General features: G+C 70.4%; 14 protein-coding genes and 2 pseudogenes. 9 read left to right on the top strand and 7 right to left on the bottom strand.

What is annotated here, in order from left to right:
- Positions 1 to 12: 12 nt before the first annotated feature.
- On the bottom strand, positions 13 to 873 hold the full coding sequence (locus A5709_RS16890; protein WP_068120924.1) for an SDR family NAD(P)-dependent oxidoreductase: 861 nt from the start codon (positions 871 to 873) through the stop codon (positions 13 to 15).
- A 148-nt stretch (positions 874 to 1,021) separates the two neighbouring features.
- On the opposite strand from A5709_RS16890, the gene A5709_RS16895 reads away from it, so the two are divergent.
- The 4 genes from A5709_RS16895 to A5709_RS16910 are packed head-to-tail and all read left to right on the top strand — an operon-like array spanning position 1,022 to position 5,767.
- Positions 1,022 to 2,638, top strand: a complete 1,617-nt coding sequence (locus tag A5709_RS16895) for an SMP-30/gluconolactonase/LRE family protein (protein WP_068120902.1) — start codon at positions 1,022 to 1,024, stop codon at positions 2,636 to 2,638.
- On the top strand, positions 2,635 to 3,384 hold the full coding sequence (locus tag A5709_RS16900) for a GntR family transcriptional regulator (RefSeq protein WP_068009340.1): 750 nt from the start codon (positions 2,635 to 2,637) through the stop codon (positions 3,382 to 3,384). The genes A5709_RS16895 and A5709_RS16900 overlap by 4 nt, the downstream gene beginning before the upstream one ends.
- A 9-nt stretch (positions 3,385 to 3,393) precedes the next feature.
- Positions 3,394 to 4,992: an AMP-binding protein gene (locus tag A5709_RS16905; protein WP_068120903.1), complete on the top strand. Its 1,599-nt coding sequence runs from the start codon at positions 3,394 to 3,396 to the stop codon at positions 4,990 to 4,992.
- Position 4,993: 1 nt separating this feature from the next.
- Positions 4,994 to 5,767, top strand: a complete 774-nt coding sequence (locus A5709_RS16910) for an SDR family NAD(P)-dependent oxidoreductase (protein ID WP_068120905.1) — start codon at positions 4,994 to 4,996, stop codon at positions 5,765 to 5,767.
- On the opposite strand, the gene A5709_RS16915 is transcribed toward A5709_RS16910, so the two are convergent.
- Together A5709_RS16915 and A5709_RS16920 are read right to left on the bottom strand one after the other, a co-directional pair.
- Positions 5,768 to 6,229, bottom strand: coding sequence for an SRPBCC family protein (locus A5709_RS16915; protein WP_068120907.1), 462 nt, complete (start codon positions 6,227 to 6,229; stop codon positions 5,768 to 5,770).
- Positions 6,226 to 7,092, bottom strand: coding sequence for a rhomboid family intramembrane serine protease (locus A5709_RS16920; RefSeq protein WP_082974076.1), 867 nt, complete (start codon positions 7,090 to 7,092; stop codon positions 6,226 to 6,228). The genes A5709_RS16915 and A5709_RS16920 overlap by 4 nt, the downstream gene beginning before the upstream one ends.
- 98 nt (positions 7,093 to 7,190) lie before the next feature.
- Here A5709_RS16920 and A5709_RS16925 point away from each other — a divergent pair, with 98 nt between their 5' ends.
- Positions 7,191 to 7,550: a nuclear transport factor 2 family protein gene (locus tag A5709_RS16925; RefSeq protein ID WP_082953284.1), complete on the top strand. Its 360-nt coding sequence runs from the start codon at positions 7,191 to 7,193 to the stop codon at positions 7,548 to 7,550.
- 60 nt (positions 7,551 to 7,610) lie between these two features.
- Positions 7,611 to 7,835, top strand: coding sequence for a hypothetical protein (locus tag A5709_RS16930; protein WP_007167137.1), 225 nt, complete (start codon positions 7,611 to 7,613; stop codon positions 7,833 to 7,835).
- A 98-nt stretch (positions 7,836 to 7,933) separates the two neighbouring features.
- On the opposite strand, the gene A5709_RS16935 is transcribed toward A5709_RS16930, so the two are convergent.
- Positions 7,934 to 8,671, bottom strand: coding sequence for a DUF899 domain-containing protein (locus tag A5709_RS16935; protein ID WP_068120911.1), 738 nt, complete (start codon positions 8,669 to 8,671; stop codon positions 7,934 to 7,936).
- 30 nt (positions 8,672 to 8,701) lie between these two features.
- On the bottom strand, positions 8,702 to 9,466 hold the full coding sequence (locus A5709_RS16940; RefSeq protein WP_068120913.1) for an SDR family NAD(P)-dependent oxidoreductase: 765 nt from the start codon (positions 9,464 to 9,466) through the stop codon (positions 8,702 to 8,704).
- Positions 9,467 to 9,585: 119 nt separating this feature from the next.
- Between A5709_RS16940 and A5709_RS16945 the strand changes: the two are divergent.
- Both A5709_RS16945 and A5709_RS16950 read left to right on the top strand, forming a co-directional pair.
- Positions 9,586 to 10,566, top strand: a pseudogene (locus A5709_RS16945) (sigma-70 family RNA polymerase sigma factor); the annotation flags it as partial.
- Positions 10,567 to 10,724: 158 nt separating this feature from the next.
- Complete coding sequence (locus A5709_RS16950; protein WP_068120916.1) at positions 10,725 to 15,548, top strand: cation-translocating P-type ATPase; 4,824 nt, start codon at positions 10,725 to 10,727, stop codon at positions 15,546 to 15,548.
- 16 nt (positions 15,549 to 15,564) lie between these two features.
- On the opposite strand, the gene A5709_RS16955 is transcribed toward A5709_RS16950, so the two are convergent.
- Both A5709_RS16955 and A5709_RS16960 read right to left on the bottom strand, forming a co-directional pair.
- A complete protein-coding gene (locus A5709_RS16955; protein ID WP_068120918.1) occupies positions 15,565 to 17,142 on the bottom strand; it encodes an AMP-binding protein in 1,578 nt (525 codons plus the stop codon).
- Entirely contained in the window at positions 17,139 to 18,029 is an 891-nt protein-coding gene (locus tag A5709_RS16960; RefSeq protein ID WP_068120925.1) for an SDR family NAD(P)-dependent oxidoreductase, read from the bottom strand. Before A5709_RS16960 ends, A5709_RS16955 begins: the two co-directional genes overlap by 4 nt.
- A gap of 289 nt (positions 18,030 to 18,318) precedes the next feature.
- Between A5709_RS16960 and A5709_RS28870 the strand changes: the two are divergent.
- Positions 18,319 to 18,450 (top strand): annotated as a pseudogene (locus A5709_RS28870) (cutinase family protein); the annotation flags it as partial.

An 18,450-nucleotide genomic window follows, 5' to 3' on the forward strand; every position in this document is an offset into this window, starting at 1 on the left:
GCCCCTCGCTTTCTACCCGTCCCAGCGCGTGATCGCCGCGCGGAATGTGTCGTCCTTGAGGAACACCGAGGTGTTGTCGGCACCCAGGTGTCCCCACTTGAGGTTCAATCCGCCGTCCACCAACAGCGTTTGGCCGGTGATGTAGCTCGACAGGTCCGAGAGCAGGAACAGGACCGCACCGGCCACCTCCGCCGGCCGGCCGCGGCGCCCCATCGCGATGGCGCGGCGGTCTCGTTCGGGATCGGAGTCGACATAGGTGCCCGACGCCGGTGTCTCGGTCACGCCCGGCGCGACGGCGTTCACCCGGATCGGGGCCGCGCCGTCGGCCAGTTCGAGAGCCATGGTGCGGGTCGCCGCCACGATCGCGGCTTTGGCCGTGCCGTAGGCGATGTGGAAAGGCGCCGTGTTCATGCCGCTGATCGACGAGATCGACACGATGGAGCCCGCACGGTTGTGCCCCTTCAGTTCCGCGGCCACGGCCTGACTCATGAAGAACATCGTTTCGAGATTGCGGGTGAACAGGTCGCGCCAGTCGGTGCGCGTCACCCGTGTCGATGGCATCCACGTCGACGGGTCCGCGCCGCCGGCGACGTTGACCAGCCCGTGCAGTTCACCATCGGCCCGCCGCACGGCGTCGATCGTGGCCCGCACACCGTCTTCGGTGGAGGCGTCGGCCGCGACGGGCACGACGGCGAGGCCCGCGGCCCGCAGCGGCCCGAGGTGCCGGTCGAGGTTGTCCTGCCCCCGGCTGACCGCGACCACGGTCGCGCCGGCCTCGGCGACCATGCGGGTGATGGTGGTCCCGATGCCGCCCCCCGCCGCGCCCGAGACCACGACGACGCGCCCGTCCAGGTTCAGCAGGCCGGTCGCCATCGGGTCAGCCAATTGTCCGGACAAGATAATGATGTGCACTCATCAGAGAGCATGATTCTCTCGCGTATGGCGGCCCGTCAAGTGCCGGCTCGAAACCGTCCGCGACTATTGTCTGGACCATTGATCGATTGCTAACGTGCGAGCGGTGATGGCCGGAGTGTCACAATCGTGGGGCCGCTACGTAGGCGAGCGGGCGCCGAGCGTCGCCGACGGCTGGAGCCTCACCCGCCTGACGCCGCCGAGCCGGCTCTTCGGTGCGAACGGCCTGCGCACCGGCCCGGACGGCCGCATCTACATCGCCCAGGTGACCGGCAGCCAGATCAGCGCGTTCGACCCGGCGACCGGTCGGCTGGACGTCGTCAGCGCCAAGGGCGGCGACATCATCGCGCCCGACGACGTGGCCTTCGACCCCGACGGCAACCTGTTCGCGACCGAGGTCATGGACGGCCGGGTGAGCGTGCGCGATCCGGCCGGCCACACCCGGGTGCTGCGCGACGACGTGCCGTCGGCCAACGGCATCACGTTTTACCAAGACCGGCTCTTCATCGGCGAATGCCGCGACGGTGGCCGCCTGCTGGAGTTGGACCCGGCCGACGGTGCGGCGCGGGTGCTGCTCGACAACGCGCCGTCGCCCAACGCGATGGAGTTCGGGCCCGACGGCATGCTGTATTTCCCGCTGATGGGGGCCAACGAGATCTGGCGCATCGACCCCGGCGCCGGTCACCCCGAGCGGGTGGCCGGTGACCTGGGCGTTCCCGACGCGGTGAAGTTCGATTCCCGCGGGCGCATCGTGTCGACGCAGGTGCACAGCGGCCAGGTGCTGCGCATCGACCCCCGCAGCGGCGACCGGACCGTGCTGGCCACGCTCAACCCCGGCCTGGACAACCTCACGTTCGTCGGTGAGCGCCTGTTCGTCTCGAACTTCACCGGCGAGATCACCGAGATCCTCGGCGACGGCCGTACCCAGACCGCGCTGCCGGGCGGACTGAACTGGCCGCTGGACCTGGCGGTCGGCGCTGACGGCAACCTCTACATCGCCGACGGGACGTACTTTTATGTGCTGCTGCCCGACGGCACGATGCGGACCGCCGGAATGCTGTTCAGCCCGGGCTATCCGGGCTTCCTGCGGGGGCTGGCCGCCCTGGCCGGCGGCGAGTTCCTCGTGACCACATCCAACGGGCAGGTGGCCCGCTACCGGCCGGCCGGCAGTGAAAGCGAGGTGTTGGCAGAGGGTTTCGATCAGCTCTACGGGATCGCGGTCGCCCCGGGGGGTGCCGTGGTCGCGGCGGAACTGGGCGCGGGGCGGGTGGTGTCCATCCGGTCCGGCGCGGTCGAGGTGGTCGCGACCGGGCTCAGCGAGCCGGTGGGGGTGGCCGTCACGCCCGGTGGCGGATGCCTGGCTTCCGAGGCGGGTGCCGGGCGGGTGGCCCGACTGGACGGCCCGGGCGGCACGGTATGCGACGGCCTGCAGCGGCCCCAGGGCATCCTGGTGCGCGACGGGCAGCTGTATGTGGTGGACGCCGGCGCCAAGGAGTTGGTCGCCGTCGACCTGGACAACGGCGCGCGCCGCACCATCGCCTCGGGCCTGCCGGTGGGTGCGCCGCCCGGCGTGATGCCCAAGCCGCTGCGCGGCATGCCGCCCTTCTCCGGGCCGCAGGGCCCGTTCGCCGGCATCGCCGCCGGGCCGGACGGCACGCTGTACGTCTCGGCGGACGCCGACGGCAGCGTGCTGGCATTGCGGCGGGAATCCGAAGGGGCGAGATGACCGAAGCCAGAGTCGTCGACCACCGGTACCTGCAGGTCGCCCGCGCGTTGCGGAAAGAGATCGTGGAGGGCGTCTATCCGGTGGGCTCGCAATTGCCGACCGAACACGAACTGTGTGAGCGATTTGCGGTGAGCCGCTACACCATTCGCGAGGCGCTGCGGCGCCTGCGCGAGGACAATCTGGTGTCGTCGCGCCCACGGACCGGAACCCTCGTGGTGCCGCGGCCGTCGGCCGACTCCTACGTCCAGCACGTCATGTCGATCAATGACCTGCTGGCGTTCGCGACGGACACCCGATTCGCCATCGAATCGGTCGCCATGATCACCATCGACGACGAACTGGCCGACCGGACCGGGCTGACGACCGGCGAACAATGGCTGACCGTGCGCGGCTTCCGACGGGCCGTCACGACCGAGTCACCCGGGTCCGCGCTGTGCCGCACCGAGTACTACATCAACCGCGCGTTCGCCGGGGTCGGCCGGTTGCTGCAGCGCCACGAGGGCCCCATCTTCCCGCTGATCGAGGACCTGTTCGGCCTCAGCATCGTCGAGGTCCAGCAGGAGATCGCCGCGGTGGTCATTTCCGGAGACCTGGCGACCGGCCTCGAGATCGATTCGGGGACACCGGCATTGCAGGTGCAACGGACCTACACGACCTCCGACGGGCAGGTCGCCCAGGTCACCATCAACACCCATCCCGCGTCGCGCTTCCGGCACTCGATGACGATGCGCCGCGTTCGTGGCTAAGCTGCCGCAATGGCATCCACCCGGAAGCTGATCGGGGGGCGGCGGGTTCGGTGGGACGACGAACGCGCCGCCGAGGCATACGCGCGCGGTTGGTGGGTCGCCGGCACGCTGGCCGACGCGCTGCGCGAGGCCGCCGAGCGCACGCCGCGACGGGTGGCGGTGGTCGACGGGGACCGGCGGCTGGATTGCCTGAGCCTGTACCAGCAGGCGACGGCGCTGGCGCACGCGCTGCACGCGCGGATCCCGCCGGGCAGCGTGGTGTCGTTCATGCTGCCCAACTGGCACGAGGCCGCCGTGATCTACCTGGGCAGCACGCTGGCGGGGATGGTGGCCAACCCCATCCTGCCGTCCATGCGCGACCGGGAACTTCGGTTCGTCCTGGAAGACGCCGACAGCCGAATGATCTTTGCCCCAGCGCAGTTCGGTCGTCAGGATTTTGCCGCGATGCTGGGCCGGGTGACCGCACAGCTGGAGTCGCCGCCCGAGGTCGTACTCGTGCGGGGGGACGCAGACGGGGACAACGTGCCCTACGCCTCGCTGTTCGAAGACCGGGCGTCGCGCGCGGCGCTGCCCGCGCTGAATCCCGATGCCGTCCGCATGATCCTCTACACGTCTGGTACCACCGGACGGCCGAAAGGCGTTCTGCACAGCCATAACTCGATCCACGCACTGATTCGCCAACTCGGTGAGCACTGGCTCGTCGAGCCGGGCGATGCGTTCCTGGTCGCGTCGCCGATCGCGCACATCGGCGGTTCCATCTATGCGTTCGAATGCCCGCTGCTGCTGGGCACGACCGCGGTTTTGATGGACCGGTGGGACGGCGACGACGCCGTCGCACTCATGCAGGCCGAGCGGTGCACACACATCGCCGGGGCGACACCGTTCCTGGAACACCTGCTGGCCGCCGCGGAGCGCGCCGGCACCCGACTGCCGGATCTGAAGCTGTTCGTCTGTGGCGGCGCGTCGGTGGCGCCCGCGCTGATCCGCAGGGCCGCGGCCTTTTTCGAGTCGGCGGTCGTCACCCGCGTGTACGGGTCGACGGAAGTCCCCGTCACCACGGTCGGGTCGTTCCGGGACATCGATCACGCCGCCGACACCGACGGTCGCGTCGGCCTGGCCGACGTCAAACTGGTCGGGGGGGAGATCCACGCGCGGGGGCCGCAGATGCTGACCGGCTACCACCACCTTGAAGACGAGGCGGACGCCTTCGACGACGAGGGCTTCTTTCGCACCGGAGACTTGGGGCGATGGCTCGACGATGACTACCTGGTCGTCACCGGACGCGCCAAGGACATCATCATCCGCAACGGTGAGAACATCTCGCCGAAGGAAGTCGAGGACATCCTCGCCGGCCACCCCGGCATCGCGGAGATCGCCATCGTCGGACTACCCGACGACCGGACCGGGGAACGGGCCTGCGCCGTCGTGGTGCCCGCGGGCGGTCCCGGCCTGGATGTGGCCAGCCTGCGTGGCTTCCTGGAAGAGTCGGGGCTGGCGCGGTTCAAAGCCCCTGAGCAGCTGGTGCTTTGGGATGTGCTGCCCAAGAACGACGCGGGAAAGATATTGAAGCACCAGATCAAGGCGGCGCTCATGAAAGCGGAGCAATGACATGCAGGTAGCGGTGGTGACGGGGGCGAGCGGCGGGGTCGGCTTCGGTTGCGCGGCCAAGCTCGTCGAGGCCGGGATGGCGGTCGTGGCGACCGGGAGAAGCGACGAGAAGCTCGCCGAACTGGCGCGCCACATCGGCGGCCCCGACCGGGTGGCGACCGTAGCCGTCGATCTCACCGACGACGATGCACCCAAGCGGATCACCGACACGGCCCTGGACAGGTGGGGCCACATCGACTTCCTGATCAACATCGCGGGGATAGGCAGCCCGAAGCCGGTGCACGAGACGGACGACGAATCGCTGGACCATTTCCTCGGTTTGATGCTGCGCGCCCCGTTCCGACTCATCCGGGAGGTGTTGCCGCACATGCCGCCCGGGTCGGCGATCATCAACGTCACGTCGACCTTCGCCGTGGTCGGCGGCCTGCGCGGCGGCGCGTACTCGGCGGCCAAGGGCGGCCTCACGGCGCTGACCACCCACATCGCCTGCCAGTACGGGGCGCAGGGGATACGCTGTAATGCGGTGGCGCCCGGGGTGATTCAGACCCCGATGACCGAGCATCGCCTGCACGACGAGCGGTTCCGGCGCATCAACACCGAGATGACACCGCACCAGCGGCTGGGAACGGTCGACGACGTGGCGAGCACGGTGGCGTTCTTGTGCTCGCCCGGCGCGGCCTTCATCAACGGCCAGACGATCGTTGTCGACGGCGGGTGGAGTTCGACGAAGTATCTCTCGGAGTCGGCGTTGACGTCGGAGTGGAAGCCGCGCTGATCAGCCCGTCTCGAAGTGGCGGCGGATGCCGGCCAGCATCTCGATGTGCGCCTTGACGGCCTCGCGCGTCGTCATCGGGGCCAGCGGCCGGGGCGCCGCTATCCGGATCCGCTCGGTGACACGGGTACCCGCCGCGGTCGGCTCGAAGCTCACCGTCCCGCGCAGGTGAACGCCCGGGGATTGGTCGGCCTCGGTCAGCACGTCGCCCACCGCTGGCACCCGCAGCCGAGCGCGGTAGGTGATGGTCATCGTGAACGGCCCCAACGGGATTCGATCCCGAACCCGATAGCTGTGCACCACACCATCCGCGGTTTCGGTGCGCGCCAACGTCTCCACGGACACGATCAGCGGGTGGACGAGCTTGATGTTGTCCAGGTCCACGTAGAAGTCACGGACCTCGCCAGGGGGCGCGGGCACGTCCTCGGTCAGCGTGCGCTCGGCGTGTGCGACCCACCAGCTCATGCGGAGAACTCCGCGAGCAATTCAGCCGTGCGCCACCAGATCAGCACGGCGAATGCCCCCAGCACCAGGAGTGTGACCGCCGCCTGGATCATGTTGCGGCGCTCCCGTGGCGGGTAGACGTAGGCCGCGGCGACCAGCCCGCCCGTGACCAGCCCACCCACGTGCGCCTGCCAGCTGACGCGTTGCGAGCTGAACAACGGCACCAGGAGATTGAAGACGAGGTTGATCGCGATCACCGCCACGACCCAGCGGATGTCGGCGGCCAGCCTCTTGCCCACCACGAAGGTGGCGCCGAACAGGCCGAAGATGGCACCCGAGGCACCCGCCGTCGCCGTGTCGAGCGGCGAGATCAGGTAGACCAGGACCGAACCGCCCAGCCCACTCAGCGCGTAGAGCCCACCGAAACGCAGTCGGCCCAACCACATTTCGAGGGGTGGCCCCACCACATACAGCGCCCACATGTTGAACAGCAGATGCGTGGCCCCGTAGTGCAGGAACGCCGACGTCACCAACCGGTAGAACTGGCCGTCGGCGACCGCCGGCGGCCACAACGCGAGCTCCTTTTCCAGATTCCCCGAGGCCATCTGCAGCACGAAGGCCGCCACGTTGATCGCGATCAGGACGTAGGTGAGCACCGGCGTGGCCGACCGCAGCCGCCCGCCGAACCTTGTCCGCGGCTGCCGGATGGTCCGGGCGCCCGCCCGGACGCACTCCACACACTGCTGACCGACGGCGGCGTCGCGCATGCAGTCCCCGCAGATGTAGCGCTCACAACGGTTGCAGCGCACGTATGTCGGCCGGCCCGGATGCCGATAGCAACTCGGGGCCGCGGGCGGCGAATCCGGCGGGCTGGGTGCGCTCATCGCCCCATTGTCGCCCGCACCGCCGGGAGGGGCGCGGCGCTTTGGCAAAGCTGTTTTGCGGCTCGCCGCTCGCCTACTGTGTTGTGCGTGGAGTCGACGTGACCACCGGAGTGGTCGAGCGCTACCTGGACTGCCTGGCCGCACACGACTGGGACGGCCTCGCCACGACGATCGCCGACGAAGGCCTGACCCGCGAGGGGCCGTTCTGCGACGTCGTCGAGGGCAAGCAGCACTACGTCGCCTACCTGCGCAAGGTCCTCACCAACTTGGACGGTCACCGGCTGGACGTGCAGCGGGTTTCGCACGTGAACGCCCGCCTGTCCTACGTGGAGCTGACGGAGTCGTTCGAGATCGACGGGGTCACCAAGCGGTGGCCGGAATGCATTCTGTTCGAGCGGGGCGACGATGGGCTGATCGCGCGCGTCAGTGTGTTCTTCAAGCAGCCCGCGGCGCAGTGAATCGTAACGGTGGCGGGCAGACTATTCCCTCGCCCACGGAATTGACCTAGCGTGTGATGGGTGGAATCAAACGGAAGCCCTGAATTGGTGCCCGTCGAAACATTGCACTCAGGTGATCCCATCATGGATTGCGGTCAGCGGTACATAGTCCTCGAGTCCAAGGCCGTCGGCGACAGCTGCGTCGTCCTCGAGCTCGAGTCCAGGGTGGACCACCAACTGCAGGTCATCGAGAAGTCGTTCCCGGCCGGGTACCACGTCAACAGGGCGAACCACCGAATTCTATAGACCGAATTTACTCAGCCGAATATTGCGCGAGTAGCCGGTGGACGGCTACCGCGCATTCGTGTTATTCGGGCTGAAACGCGAATTGCGGTCGGCTGGAATTAGCCGCCGCGCGGCGGCCGCGGGTCGTTGGGATTGTCCGGATCGGGGTCACCGAACCACCGCGACGGTGCACGCTCGCCGTATGCGTCGTGCCATTCCCACCACTCGTACGGCGCGGTTTGCGGGTAACCGTCCGGCGAGTCCTCCCAGTTCTCCTGGCGCCCGAGCGCCGTCATGTCGAGGTAACTCCAGGTGTTGCCCATCACCTCGTCGCCGCGGTTGTTGATGAAGTAGGTCCGGAACACGCGGTCACCGTCATGGATGAACGCGTTGGTGCCGTGCCATTCGTCCACGCCGAAGTCGGCATCGAAATCGTCGGTGAGCGTGTACCACGGCATGTGCCAACCCATCCGCGCCTTCAGCCGCGCGATGTCGGCCTGGGCTGCCCGCGAAGCGAACACCAGGGTGGTGTCCCGAGCGTTCAGGTGGGCGAGGTGCCCGACGTGGTCGGCCATCATCGAGCAGCCGCGGCAGGCATGGTCGGGCCAGCCGTCCACCCCCGGCTCGAAGAATGCGCGGTACACGATCAGCTGACGCCGGCCCGCGAAGAGGCCCAGCAGGTTGACCCGACCCTCGGGCCCCTCGAACGCGTAGTCCTTGTCGACGGCCAGCCAGGGCATCCGCCGGCGGGCCGCCGCCAGGGCGTCGTGGGCCCGCAGGACTTCCTTCTCCTTCACCAGCAGTTGTTCGCGCGCGGCCGCCCAGTCCTGCGCCGACACGATGGCGGGTGTGTTCATTGCGTTGTCCTCCTTGGGGTTTCGAGGTTCTCAGGCCACCGCCGACAGGCCCGTCGAGGTGAGCAGGTACGCGTCGCCGCTGCCACGACCTTCGGTGGCGATCGCCAGGACGGATTCGCCCACCTGCTCCGCGGTGAGCGCGGGTCCGCCCGCCCGCACGAACGACTCGACGTCGACCCCTTGCCGTTCGGCGTACGCCGCGACAGCCTTGGCGCCGAGACCGGTGGCGGGTGTCAGCCGCGGCAGGACGGATACGAAGCGGATCCCCAGGCCGGACCGCTCCGATTCGACGGCGGCGTAGCTGGCGATGAACCTGACCGTGGCCTTGGCCCCCGCGTAACCCCCGCTCAGCGGCGACCCGGCCACGGCGGCGCCGCTGGACACGGCGATCACCGAACTGCCTGGCGCGAGCGGGCGCCGCAGCGCGTAGCGGATCCAGTGAAACGCTTGCGCGACATCCACATTCCAGTTCTGGCTGAAGCTGTGCCAGCTCTGGTCCTGCAGTGGGCTCATCTGCGGCGTCGCCCCGGCGCACAGGACCAGCGTCCGCGGCCGGTACTCGTCGATGAGCCGCTGCGCCGTCGCCGGGTCGGCGGCGTCGGCGACCACCGGAAGGAAGCCACCGCCCAACTCGTCGCGCACCTCGTTCAGCCCGGGCCCGTTGCGCGCAACGCCGACCACCTCGGCGCCCACCACCGCCAGGGCGCCGGCGATGGCGCGGCCGAATCCGCGGCTCGCCCCGGTCACGATCGCCCTGGTGCCGGCCAGCCCCTCGGCTGTGAGTGGCTCGTTCATGTTCTTCCTCGCTCTCATCGAATGTGCGTCCACAAGTTGAGAGACGTCGCCGCACCGAAATTCATCGCTCGTGGACCGATGAATTTCCCCGGTCCGCCGTCTCGGTACTGGAGTAGCGTTCGGTCGCAGCCGAGACAGGAGAACCCATGCCGGCGAAAGAGGACTTCATCGCGCAGGCGGCGCCGTTTCGGGCAGAGCTGATCGCGCACTGTTACCGCATGCTCGGGTCGGTGCACGACGCCGAGGACCTCGTTCAGGAGACCTATCTCAACGGCTGGCGCGGCTACCAGGCGTTCGAGGAACGCGCCGCGCTGCGGACCTGGCTGTACCGGATCGCGACGACGGCCTGCCTGCGGGCGCTGCAGAACCGCGCCCGCCGCGTGCTGCCGGCCGGGTTGGGTGACGGATCGACCGACCCGGACGCCAGCCTCGACGCGGTCGGCGGTGCGCACGAATGGCTGGAGCCCATTCCCGACTCGCTGATGTTCACGCCGGAGGACAACGTCACCGCGCGGGAAAGCCTGCGGCTGGCCGTGATGACGGCCCTGCAGGAGCTCCCGGCCCGCCAGCGAGCGGTGCTCATCCTGCGCGACGTCGTGCAGTTCAGTGCCGCCGAGGTTGCCGAGCTGCTCGAAACGACACCGGCCGCCGTCAACAGCTCGCTGCAGCGGGCGCGGGCCCGGCTCGCCGAGCTCTCCCCCGCCGAGGAAAGCCTGTCCGAACCCGATGACGCCGCGCGCCGTGAACTCCTCGACCGCTATTGCGCGGCATTCGAAAACGCCGATATGGCCGCCCTTACCGCGTTGTTGCAAGCGGATGTGAAGCTCGAAATGCCACCGCTGCCCGTGTGGTTCGCCGGGCGCGACCCGGTGCTGCGGTTCCTCGCCGCACGCGCTCTCGCCAAGGCCGGTGATGTCGCGATGATCCCGACCGCCGCGAACGCACAACCCGCCGTCGCCGAGTACCGCCGCGGCCCGGACGGGACGATGCGGGCCCATTCCATCCACGTCCTCACCGCGGGCGCCGCCGGCATCGCCACCATCACCGTCTTCCTGGACCCCGGCCTGTTCAGCAGGTTTGGTTTTCCGGCGAGCCGGTAACCTGTCCGCAGGGGAAGCGACTGCACCACCGGTCACCGAAGGAAGGCACGACCCACCGGCGTCACCGCTGTCGTCGCACGTCCACCGTCGCAAATGTGGACAGGCCCCCAACCCCCCAGGATCATTAGGCGCGGTAGAGGTAATCGAAGGGTGACCGAGTGAGGATTCCGGGCGTTGCCAGCCTCGTTGCCGGCATGACCGACGGGGCCGCGCAGGTGGTGCGGGCCGGCGTGGCCACCGCGGCCGGGGCCGCGGACGCTCTGCAGGCGTTGACCAACCCGGTCGCCGAACTCGCGGTCCCGGTTGTGCAGTCGATGGCCCAGACGACGGGCCGGGCCGTCGGATTGACCGGTTCCACCAACGGTTCCGGGCCCCGCGTCACCCCACCGGTCCGTTGGCAGAGCGGGCGGCGCGTGCATCTGGACCTGGACCCGTTACTGCCGTTCCCGGACTGGCACGAGCACGCGCCGGCGGTCGAGGAGCCGGTCCGCCGGATTCCGGGAGTGGCCTCGGCCCACGTCGAGGGCGCCCTCGGCCGGCTGGTGGTCGAATTCGAGAACGAACCCGATGGCGATGCCGTGCTGGACCGGGTTCGCGAGACGATCTGCCGCGTCGCGGCGGACTTGACCTTGGTCGCCCCCAAGGAGGCATCCCGGACCGCGCCGTTCGCCGACCCCGGAAATCCGTTGGCGATCCTGGTCCCGTTCAGCGCCGCGGCCATGGACGTGGCGGCCATCGGCGCCGCGGTGACCGGCTGGTTGGGCCGCCTCCCCGTCGCGCCGCGAAGCGCCCGCGCCGCCGCCGCGCTGCTGAATCATCAGCCGCGGGTGGTTGCCGTGCTGGAGTCGCGCCTGGGTCGCGTCGGCACCGACATCGCCCTCAGCGCGTCGACCGCACTGGCCAACGGGCTGACGCAGGCGGTCGGCACGCCGCTGCTGGACCTGGCACAACGCAGCCTGCAGGTCTCCGAGGCCGCGGCGCACCGTCAGCGATGGCGGGACCGCGAACCGGAGCTGGCCTCACCCGACCGGCCGCAGGCTCCGGTGGTTCCGATCATTTCCTCGGCCGGCCCCAAATCGCAAGCACCACGGCACAATTGGGCCGCGGCCGCGGCCGGTGAGGTTTCCCACGTGGTGGTGGGCGGGGCCATCGATGCCGCCATCGACACCGCGAAGGGATCGATGGCCGGGCCGGTGGAGGAGTACGCCGACCAGGCCGCCAACGCCTCGCTGGTGGCCGCGGCGGGTGCGCTGCTGGCCGGCGGCGGCACCGAGGACGCGGCCGGCGCGCTGCTGGCCGGCGTGCCGCGGGCCGCGCACACGGGCCGGCAGTCGTTCGCCGCCGTTCTGGGCCGCGGATTGGCCAACGCCGGGCAGCTGTTTCTAGACCCGGGCGCCTTGCGGCGGCTGGACCGGGTCAAGGTGGTCGTGGTCGACGGCGCCGCGCTGCGTGGCGACAACCGCGCCGTGCTGCAGGCGCGCGGCGACGTACCCGGGTGGGACGAGGACCGCGTCTACGAGGTCGCCGACGCGCTGCTGCACGGTGAGGAAGCCCCCGATCCGGACCCGGACGAGTTGCCCGCCACCGGCGCCCGGTTGCGGTGGGTCCGGGCGCAAGGGTCGTCGGCGACGCCGGCGCAGGGCCTCGAACATGCCGATCTGGTGGTCGACGGCGAGCGCGTCGGCAGCGTCGACGTCGGGTGGGAAGTCGACCCGTTCGCCATTCCGCTGCTGCAGATCGCACACCGGACCGGCGCCCGGGTGGTGTTACGCCACGTCGCCGGCACCGAGGACCTGACCGCCAGCGTCGCCGTGAGCCACCCGCCGGGCACGCCGCTGCTGCAGTTGGTGCGCGACCTGCGCACGGATCGCGGGCCCGTGCTGCTCATCACCGCGCTTCACCGCGACTTCGCGTCCACCGACACGTTGGCCGCGCTGGCCATCGCCGACGTCGGGGTGGCGCTCGACGACCCGCAGGCGGCGACGCCGTGGACGGCGGACATCATCACCGGCACGGACCTCGCCGCCGCGGTGCGCATCCTGTCGGCGCTGCCGGTGGCCCGGGCGGCGACCGAATCGGCGGTGCGCCTCGCGAAGGGCGGCAGCACGCTCGCGGGGCTGCTGTTGGTCACCGGCGACCCGCGCACGCTGAGCCCCTTCGCCGTGCAGCGCTGGCTCAACCCGGTCAACGCCGCCGCCGCGGCCGCGCTGATGCAGGGCACCTTCGCGGCCTCCCGGGTGCTTCGGCTGCCCGACCCGACACCGCAGCCGCTGACCGCGTGGCACGCCCTCGACCCGGAGATCGTCTATGCCCGGCTGGCCAGCCGCACGCGGCCCCTGGCGGTCGAACCGGGCACCGCGCCCTGGCGCCAACTCCTCGACGACCTGTCCTACAACCCGCTGGTCGCGCCGCTGCGCGGGCCGGCCAGCCGGGTGGGGCGGCTGCTGACCGCGACGCGGGCCGAGTTGTCGGATCCTCTGACGCCGATCCTGGCCGTGGGGGCGGCGGCCTCGGCGATCGTCGGCAGCAGCGTCGACGCGCTGCTGGTGGCGGGCGTGATGACCGCCAACGCCGTCGCCGGCGGGGTGCAGCGGTTGCGGGCCGAGGCCGCCGTCGCCGAGCTGTTCGCCGAGCAGGATCAATACGCGCGGCGCGTGGTGCTCCCCGCGGTGGCCACGGCGCACCGCCGGTTGGAGGCGGCCCGCACCGTCGAACGCACGGTCTCGGTGAACGCGAAGTCGCTGCGGCCCGGCGACATCATCGACCTGGCCGCCCCCGAGGTGGTCCCGGCGGACGCCCGCCTGCTGGTCGCCGAGGACCTCGAAGTCGACGAATCCTTCCTCACCGGCGAGTCGCTGCCGGTGGACAAGCAGGTCGAGCCCGTCGCCGTCGCCGACTCCGATCGCGCCAGCATGCTGTTCGAGGGCAGCACGATCGTCGCCGGGCACGCCCGCGCGATCGTCGTCGCGACGGGTGCGGGCACCGCCGCCCAGCGCGCGATCTCGGCGATCGCCGACGTCGAGTCCGCGGCCGGGGTGCAGGCCCGGTTGCGCGAGTTGACCAGCAAGGTTCTGCCGCTGACCCTGGCCGGCGGCGCGACGGTGACCGCGTTGGCGCTGCTGCATCAGGGAACGTTGCGTCAGGCGGTAGCCGATGGGGTGGCCATCGCCGTGGCCGCCGTCCCCGAGGGCCTGCCGTTGGTGGCCACCCTGGCCCAGCTGGCCGCCGCCCAGCGGTTGTCGCGGCGCGGGGTGCTGGTCCGCACCCCGCGGGCGGTCGAAGCGCTGGGCCGGGTCGAGACGGTGTGTTTCGACAAGACCGGCACGCTCACCGAGAACCGCCTGCGCGTCGTCCGCGGCGTCCCGCACGGGGCCGGCGTGGACGCTCCGTTCCCCGACGTCACCGACCCGGCGTCGGCCGCGGTGGTGCGGGCCGCCGCGCGCAGCAGCACGCAGCCCCACAACGGCGGCGGCCACGCGCACGCGACCGACGAGGCGATCCTCACAGCGGCGAATTCCATTGACTCCCAATGGGACTCGGGCTGGACCGTGCTCGCCGATGTACCGTTCGAATCCAGCCGCGGTTACTCCGCCGCGATCGGCACGTCGGCCGGAAACGGCGGGCCGATGCTCATGGTCAAAGGCGCGCCGGAAGAAGTGTTTCCGCGCTGCCGCTTCGCCGATGCGGACGCCGACCTCGACCGCGCGGAGTCGTTGGTGCTGCGCCTTGCCGAGCAGGGCCTGCGGGTGCTGGCGGTCGCCCAGCGCACGTGGGAGCACGGGACCGGCGAGGAGGACACCGACGCCGATGCCGTCGACGCCGCCGCGCACGACCTCGAGTTGATCGGCTACGTCGGTTTGGCGGACACCGCGCGGGCGTCGGCGCGGCCGCTGATCGAGGCGCTCGTGGAAGCCGGCCGGCGGGTGGTGCTGATCACCGGCGACCACCCGGTGACCGCGCGGGCGATCGCCCGGCAACTGGGTCTGCCGGCGGACGCGCGCGAGATGACCGGCGCCGAACTCGTCGCGTTCGGTGAGGAGGATCGCGCCAAGGTCGCCGCCGACGTCCAGGTCTTCGCCCGCGTCAGCCCGGAGCAGAAGGTGCAGATCGTCGCGGCGCTGCAGGACAGCGGGCAGGCGGTCGCGATGGTCGGCGATGGGGCCAACGACGCGGCCGCGATCCGGATGGCCGATGTGGGCATCGGTGTGAGCGGTCGCGGCTCGTCCGCAGCGCGCGGGGCGGCCGACATCGTGCTGACCGACAACGATCTGGGCGTGCTGCTCGACGCGCTGGTCGAGGGGCGCGGGATGTGGGGTGGCGTCCGCGACGCGGTGGGCATCCTGGTCGGCGGCAACGTCGGCGAGGTGCTGTTCACCCTCATCGGCACCGCCCTGGGCACCGGCCGGGCCCCGGTGGGCACCCGCCAGCTGCTGCTGGTGAACCTGCTCACCGACATGTTCCCCGCCCTTGCGGTCGCCGTCACCCCACAGTTCTCCGAGCCCGAGGAGGACGAGGAGGGGGTCGACCGCGACGCCGAGGAATTACACCGCGCGTTCCAGTTGGCGACGCTGTCCGGGCCTCCGCCCTCCCTCGACGCGCCGCTGATGCGGCAGATCGTCACGCGGGGCGCCATCACGGCCGCGGGCGCGACCGCGGCCTGGGCCATCGGTCGCTGGACACCGGGCACCGAACGCCGCACGTCGACGATGGGACTCACCGCGCTGGTGACCACGCAGCTCGCGCAGACCCTGCTGACGCGCCGCCACAGCCCGCTGGTGCTGGGCACGGCGCTGGGGAGCGCGGGTGTGCTGGTCGCCATCGTCCAAACCCCCGGCGTCAGCCACTTCTTCGGTTGCACCCCGCTGGGCCCGGTCGCCTGGACCGGCGTCATCAGCGCCACCGCGGGCGCCACCGTCGTCTCGGTGCTGGCGCCGAACTGGCTGGCCAAGCAGGTCGCCGCCCTGGAACCCAAGCAGCAGTAGGGCTTTCGCCGCGCGCCTAGCCGGACAGCTCCCTGCGCACGACCTTGCCCGCCGGATTGCGGGGGATGCTGGTGACGATGTTGATGTCCCGGGGCTGCTCGAATCGCGCGACTTTGCCCTTGAGGTACTCCCGCAACGTCGTTTCATCGGCGTCAGTGTCGGGGTGCAGGACCACGAACGCGGCCAATCGATGACCGAACTTTTCGTCGGGGACTCCGATGACCGCGTTGTCGGCGATCGCCGGGTGCTGAGCGAGGGCGTTCTCGACCGCGCGCGGATAGACGTTCTCCCCGCCGGAGATGATCATGTCGTCCTCGCGGCCGACGATGTACAGCCGGCCGGCATTGTCGAGGTAGCCCATGTCGCCGGTGCTGGTCATGCCGTCGACGACGGCCTTGGCGCCTGGCTTGTCGCCACCGCCGGTATACCCCTCGCTGGCCAGCTCGCCGCCCACGAAAATGCGGCCGGTGACGCGCGCACCGACCGGCTTGCCGTTCTTGTCGAGGATGCGCACCGGGCAGCCGGCGACCGGTTTCCCGACGGTCTCGGGCGCTTCGCGCAACTCCGCGGGAGTTGCGAGCGCGCCGATGCCGACCTCGGTGGAGCCATAGCCGTTGTAGAGGATGTCGCCGTAGGCGTCCATGAACCGCTGCCCCAAAGTCGGGTCGAGCCGGTCCCCGCTCGACATCACGACCCGCAGGTAGGGCACGGGGTTGCGGGCCCGCACCCGCTCGGGCAGGGCGAGGATGCGCGCGAGCACAACCGGCACCGCCGTGAACGCGTCGGCGCGATGCAGCGACGCCTGCGCGAGCGCGGCTTCGGCGTCGAAGTGGCGGTGGGTTAGCACCGTGCCGCCCAGGGCCACGGTGAGCATCAGCATTCCCAGCCCCAGCCCGTGAAACATGGGCATCGCCACCGAGATTCGCGACCCGGTGCGCAGGCCGGTGCGATCGAGGATCGTTACCCACACGCCCACCGCGGAACGCAGCTGCGGTGAGCGCGGCACCCCCTTGGGCGTGCCGGTGGTGCCCGACGTCAGCAGAATGATCCGGCCCGGCTTGGCCACGTCGGGCCGCGGCTCACCCTCCTCGGCGACGATCGTGGCCGGATCGATCACCACGACCGATCCGTCGGCGGCCAGGGCGCGCTCGCCGAATTCGGCGTCGGCGACCATCGCGGTGATCCGATGACCGCTCATCGCGGAGGCCAGGGCGTCGCTGCGGAAGTCCGTATTGACCAGGACCACGTCGGCGCCCACCAGGGCGGCGCCGAAGACCCCGGCGATGAAGCCGCGGCCGTTGCGGCACATGATGCCCACCGCGTCGCCGGGTCCGACACCCTCACGGGACAACCGGCGTGCCAGCGCTTCGGTCGCCGACTGCAGCTGCCGGTAATCCCAGACGCCGTCGTCGTCGACGATCGCGGCCCGGTTGGGCCATCGAATCGCGGTCACCGCCAGCAGGGTGTACGGGTTGGTGCCGCCCCGGCGCGCCTCCCGGATCAGCCGCAGGGCCGCCGGCGGCGACGGTGGAGCGAGCAGTCGGGACCGCAGCAGCGCCCGCGCCGCGGTGCCGACCACGCCCTCGTTGGTCATCGCCGGGCCTCCTCGTCGCCGGAATCCGAGAAGAACCGCCGGTACCACAGCCGGGCCGCGCGTTCGGCCGGCCCCGCCAACAGCACCGAGGCCAACTCGGCCGGCAACACCCACGGCGGCTCGTTGCTGCGGGGCCGCTCGATGATCGCCTTAGCGATCGCGTCGGCGGCCTGGTCGGCCGACAAGCCGGGGAGCCGGCCCAGGATGGGCGTGGGTTCGATCATCCGGGTCCGGACCAGGGCGAAGTACACGGTGGTGACCTCTACACCGTCGGCGTGCAGTTCCGGGGCCACGCTGCGCAGCCACCGGTCGAAAGCGCCCTTCGACGCCTGGTAAGCGCCCCACTGCGGCCCCGGCACGACGCGCACGCCGACACTGGAGACGTTCACGATGTGCCCGCGCCCGCTTTCGCGCATGGCCGGCAGGAGTCCCAGCAGCAGCCGGATGGGCCCCAGATAGTTGATGTCGATGGTGCGTTGAAAGTCGTGCGGCCGGTCGTACTGGTGATGCAGCGAGCGGCGCAACGACTTGCCGGCGTTGCTGACCAGGATGTCGATCGCGCCGTGCTGCTCGGTGATCTCCTTGGTCAGCGCGCTGACAGCCGCCTCGTCGGTGAGGTCGGTCGGGTATGCCATCGCCCGACCGCCTGCGGCGTTGATCGACGCCGCCAGGTCGCCGAGCCGTTCCTCGGACCGGGCGACCACCAGCACGGTGGCGCCCGCGGCGGCCAGGCTACGGGCGGTCGCCTCGCCGATGCCGTAGGAGGCGCCGGTGACCAGCACGGTCTTGCCGGCGACGGCGCGGCGCAGCTTGTCGGGATCCGACACTCGCGCCGGATTGGCCACGTGGTCCGTGACCTTGTTCAGGGCCTGCACTATTACGTTCAACTTTGCCGCCGCATTCACTTCGCGCGTCGAGCACCGGCGGATGGCTTCACCGGGCGCCCGAGTCGTCATAGTTAGCAGACCACATCGCGATGCGGGCCCGTGCCCCGCCCCGACGTTGGCGCTCCCGTCGAGCCGGCGCCTGATCACCGGCCGCCGCGGTGCCGGATCGGGCGCGCGCGCAAGCCATCTCGGCCCCGCAAACCGCGCGGAAACCGCGGTTGTGTGAATTCGCAGTAATTTCCATGGTTTCACCCGTTTAGGCGGGGGTACGACTGGGCACAATTGCGGCATGATCGCACGTCAAATAGCCCGTTTAGTAGGTCCAGCAGTAGTTGCAGCATCCAGCCTCGGCGCGTCGGCGCTCGCTGGTTCTGTCATCCCCTCCGCCGCCGCCCAGTGTCCGGACGTGCAAGTGGTGTTT

The organism is Mycobacterium sp. E1386, assembly GCF_001672745.1.
GTDB lineage: Bacteria > Actinomycetota > Actinomycetes > Mycobacteriales > Mycobacteriaceae > Mycobacterium.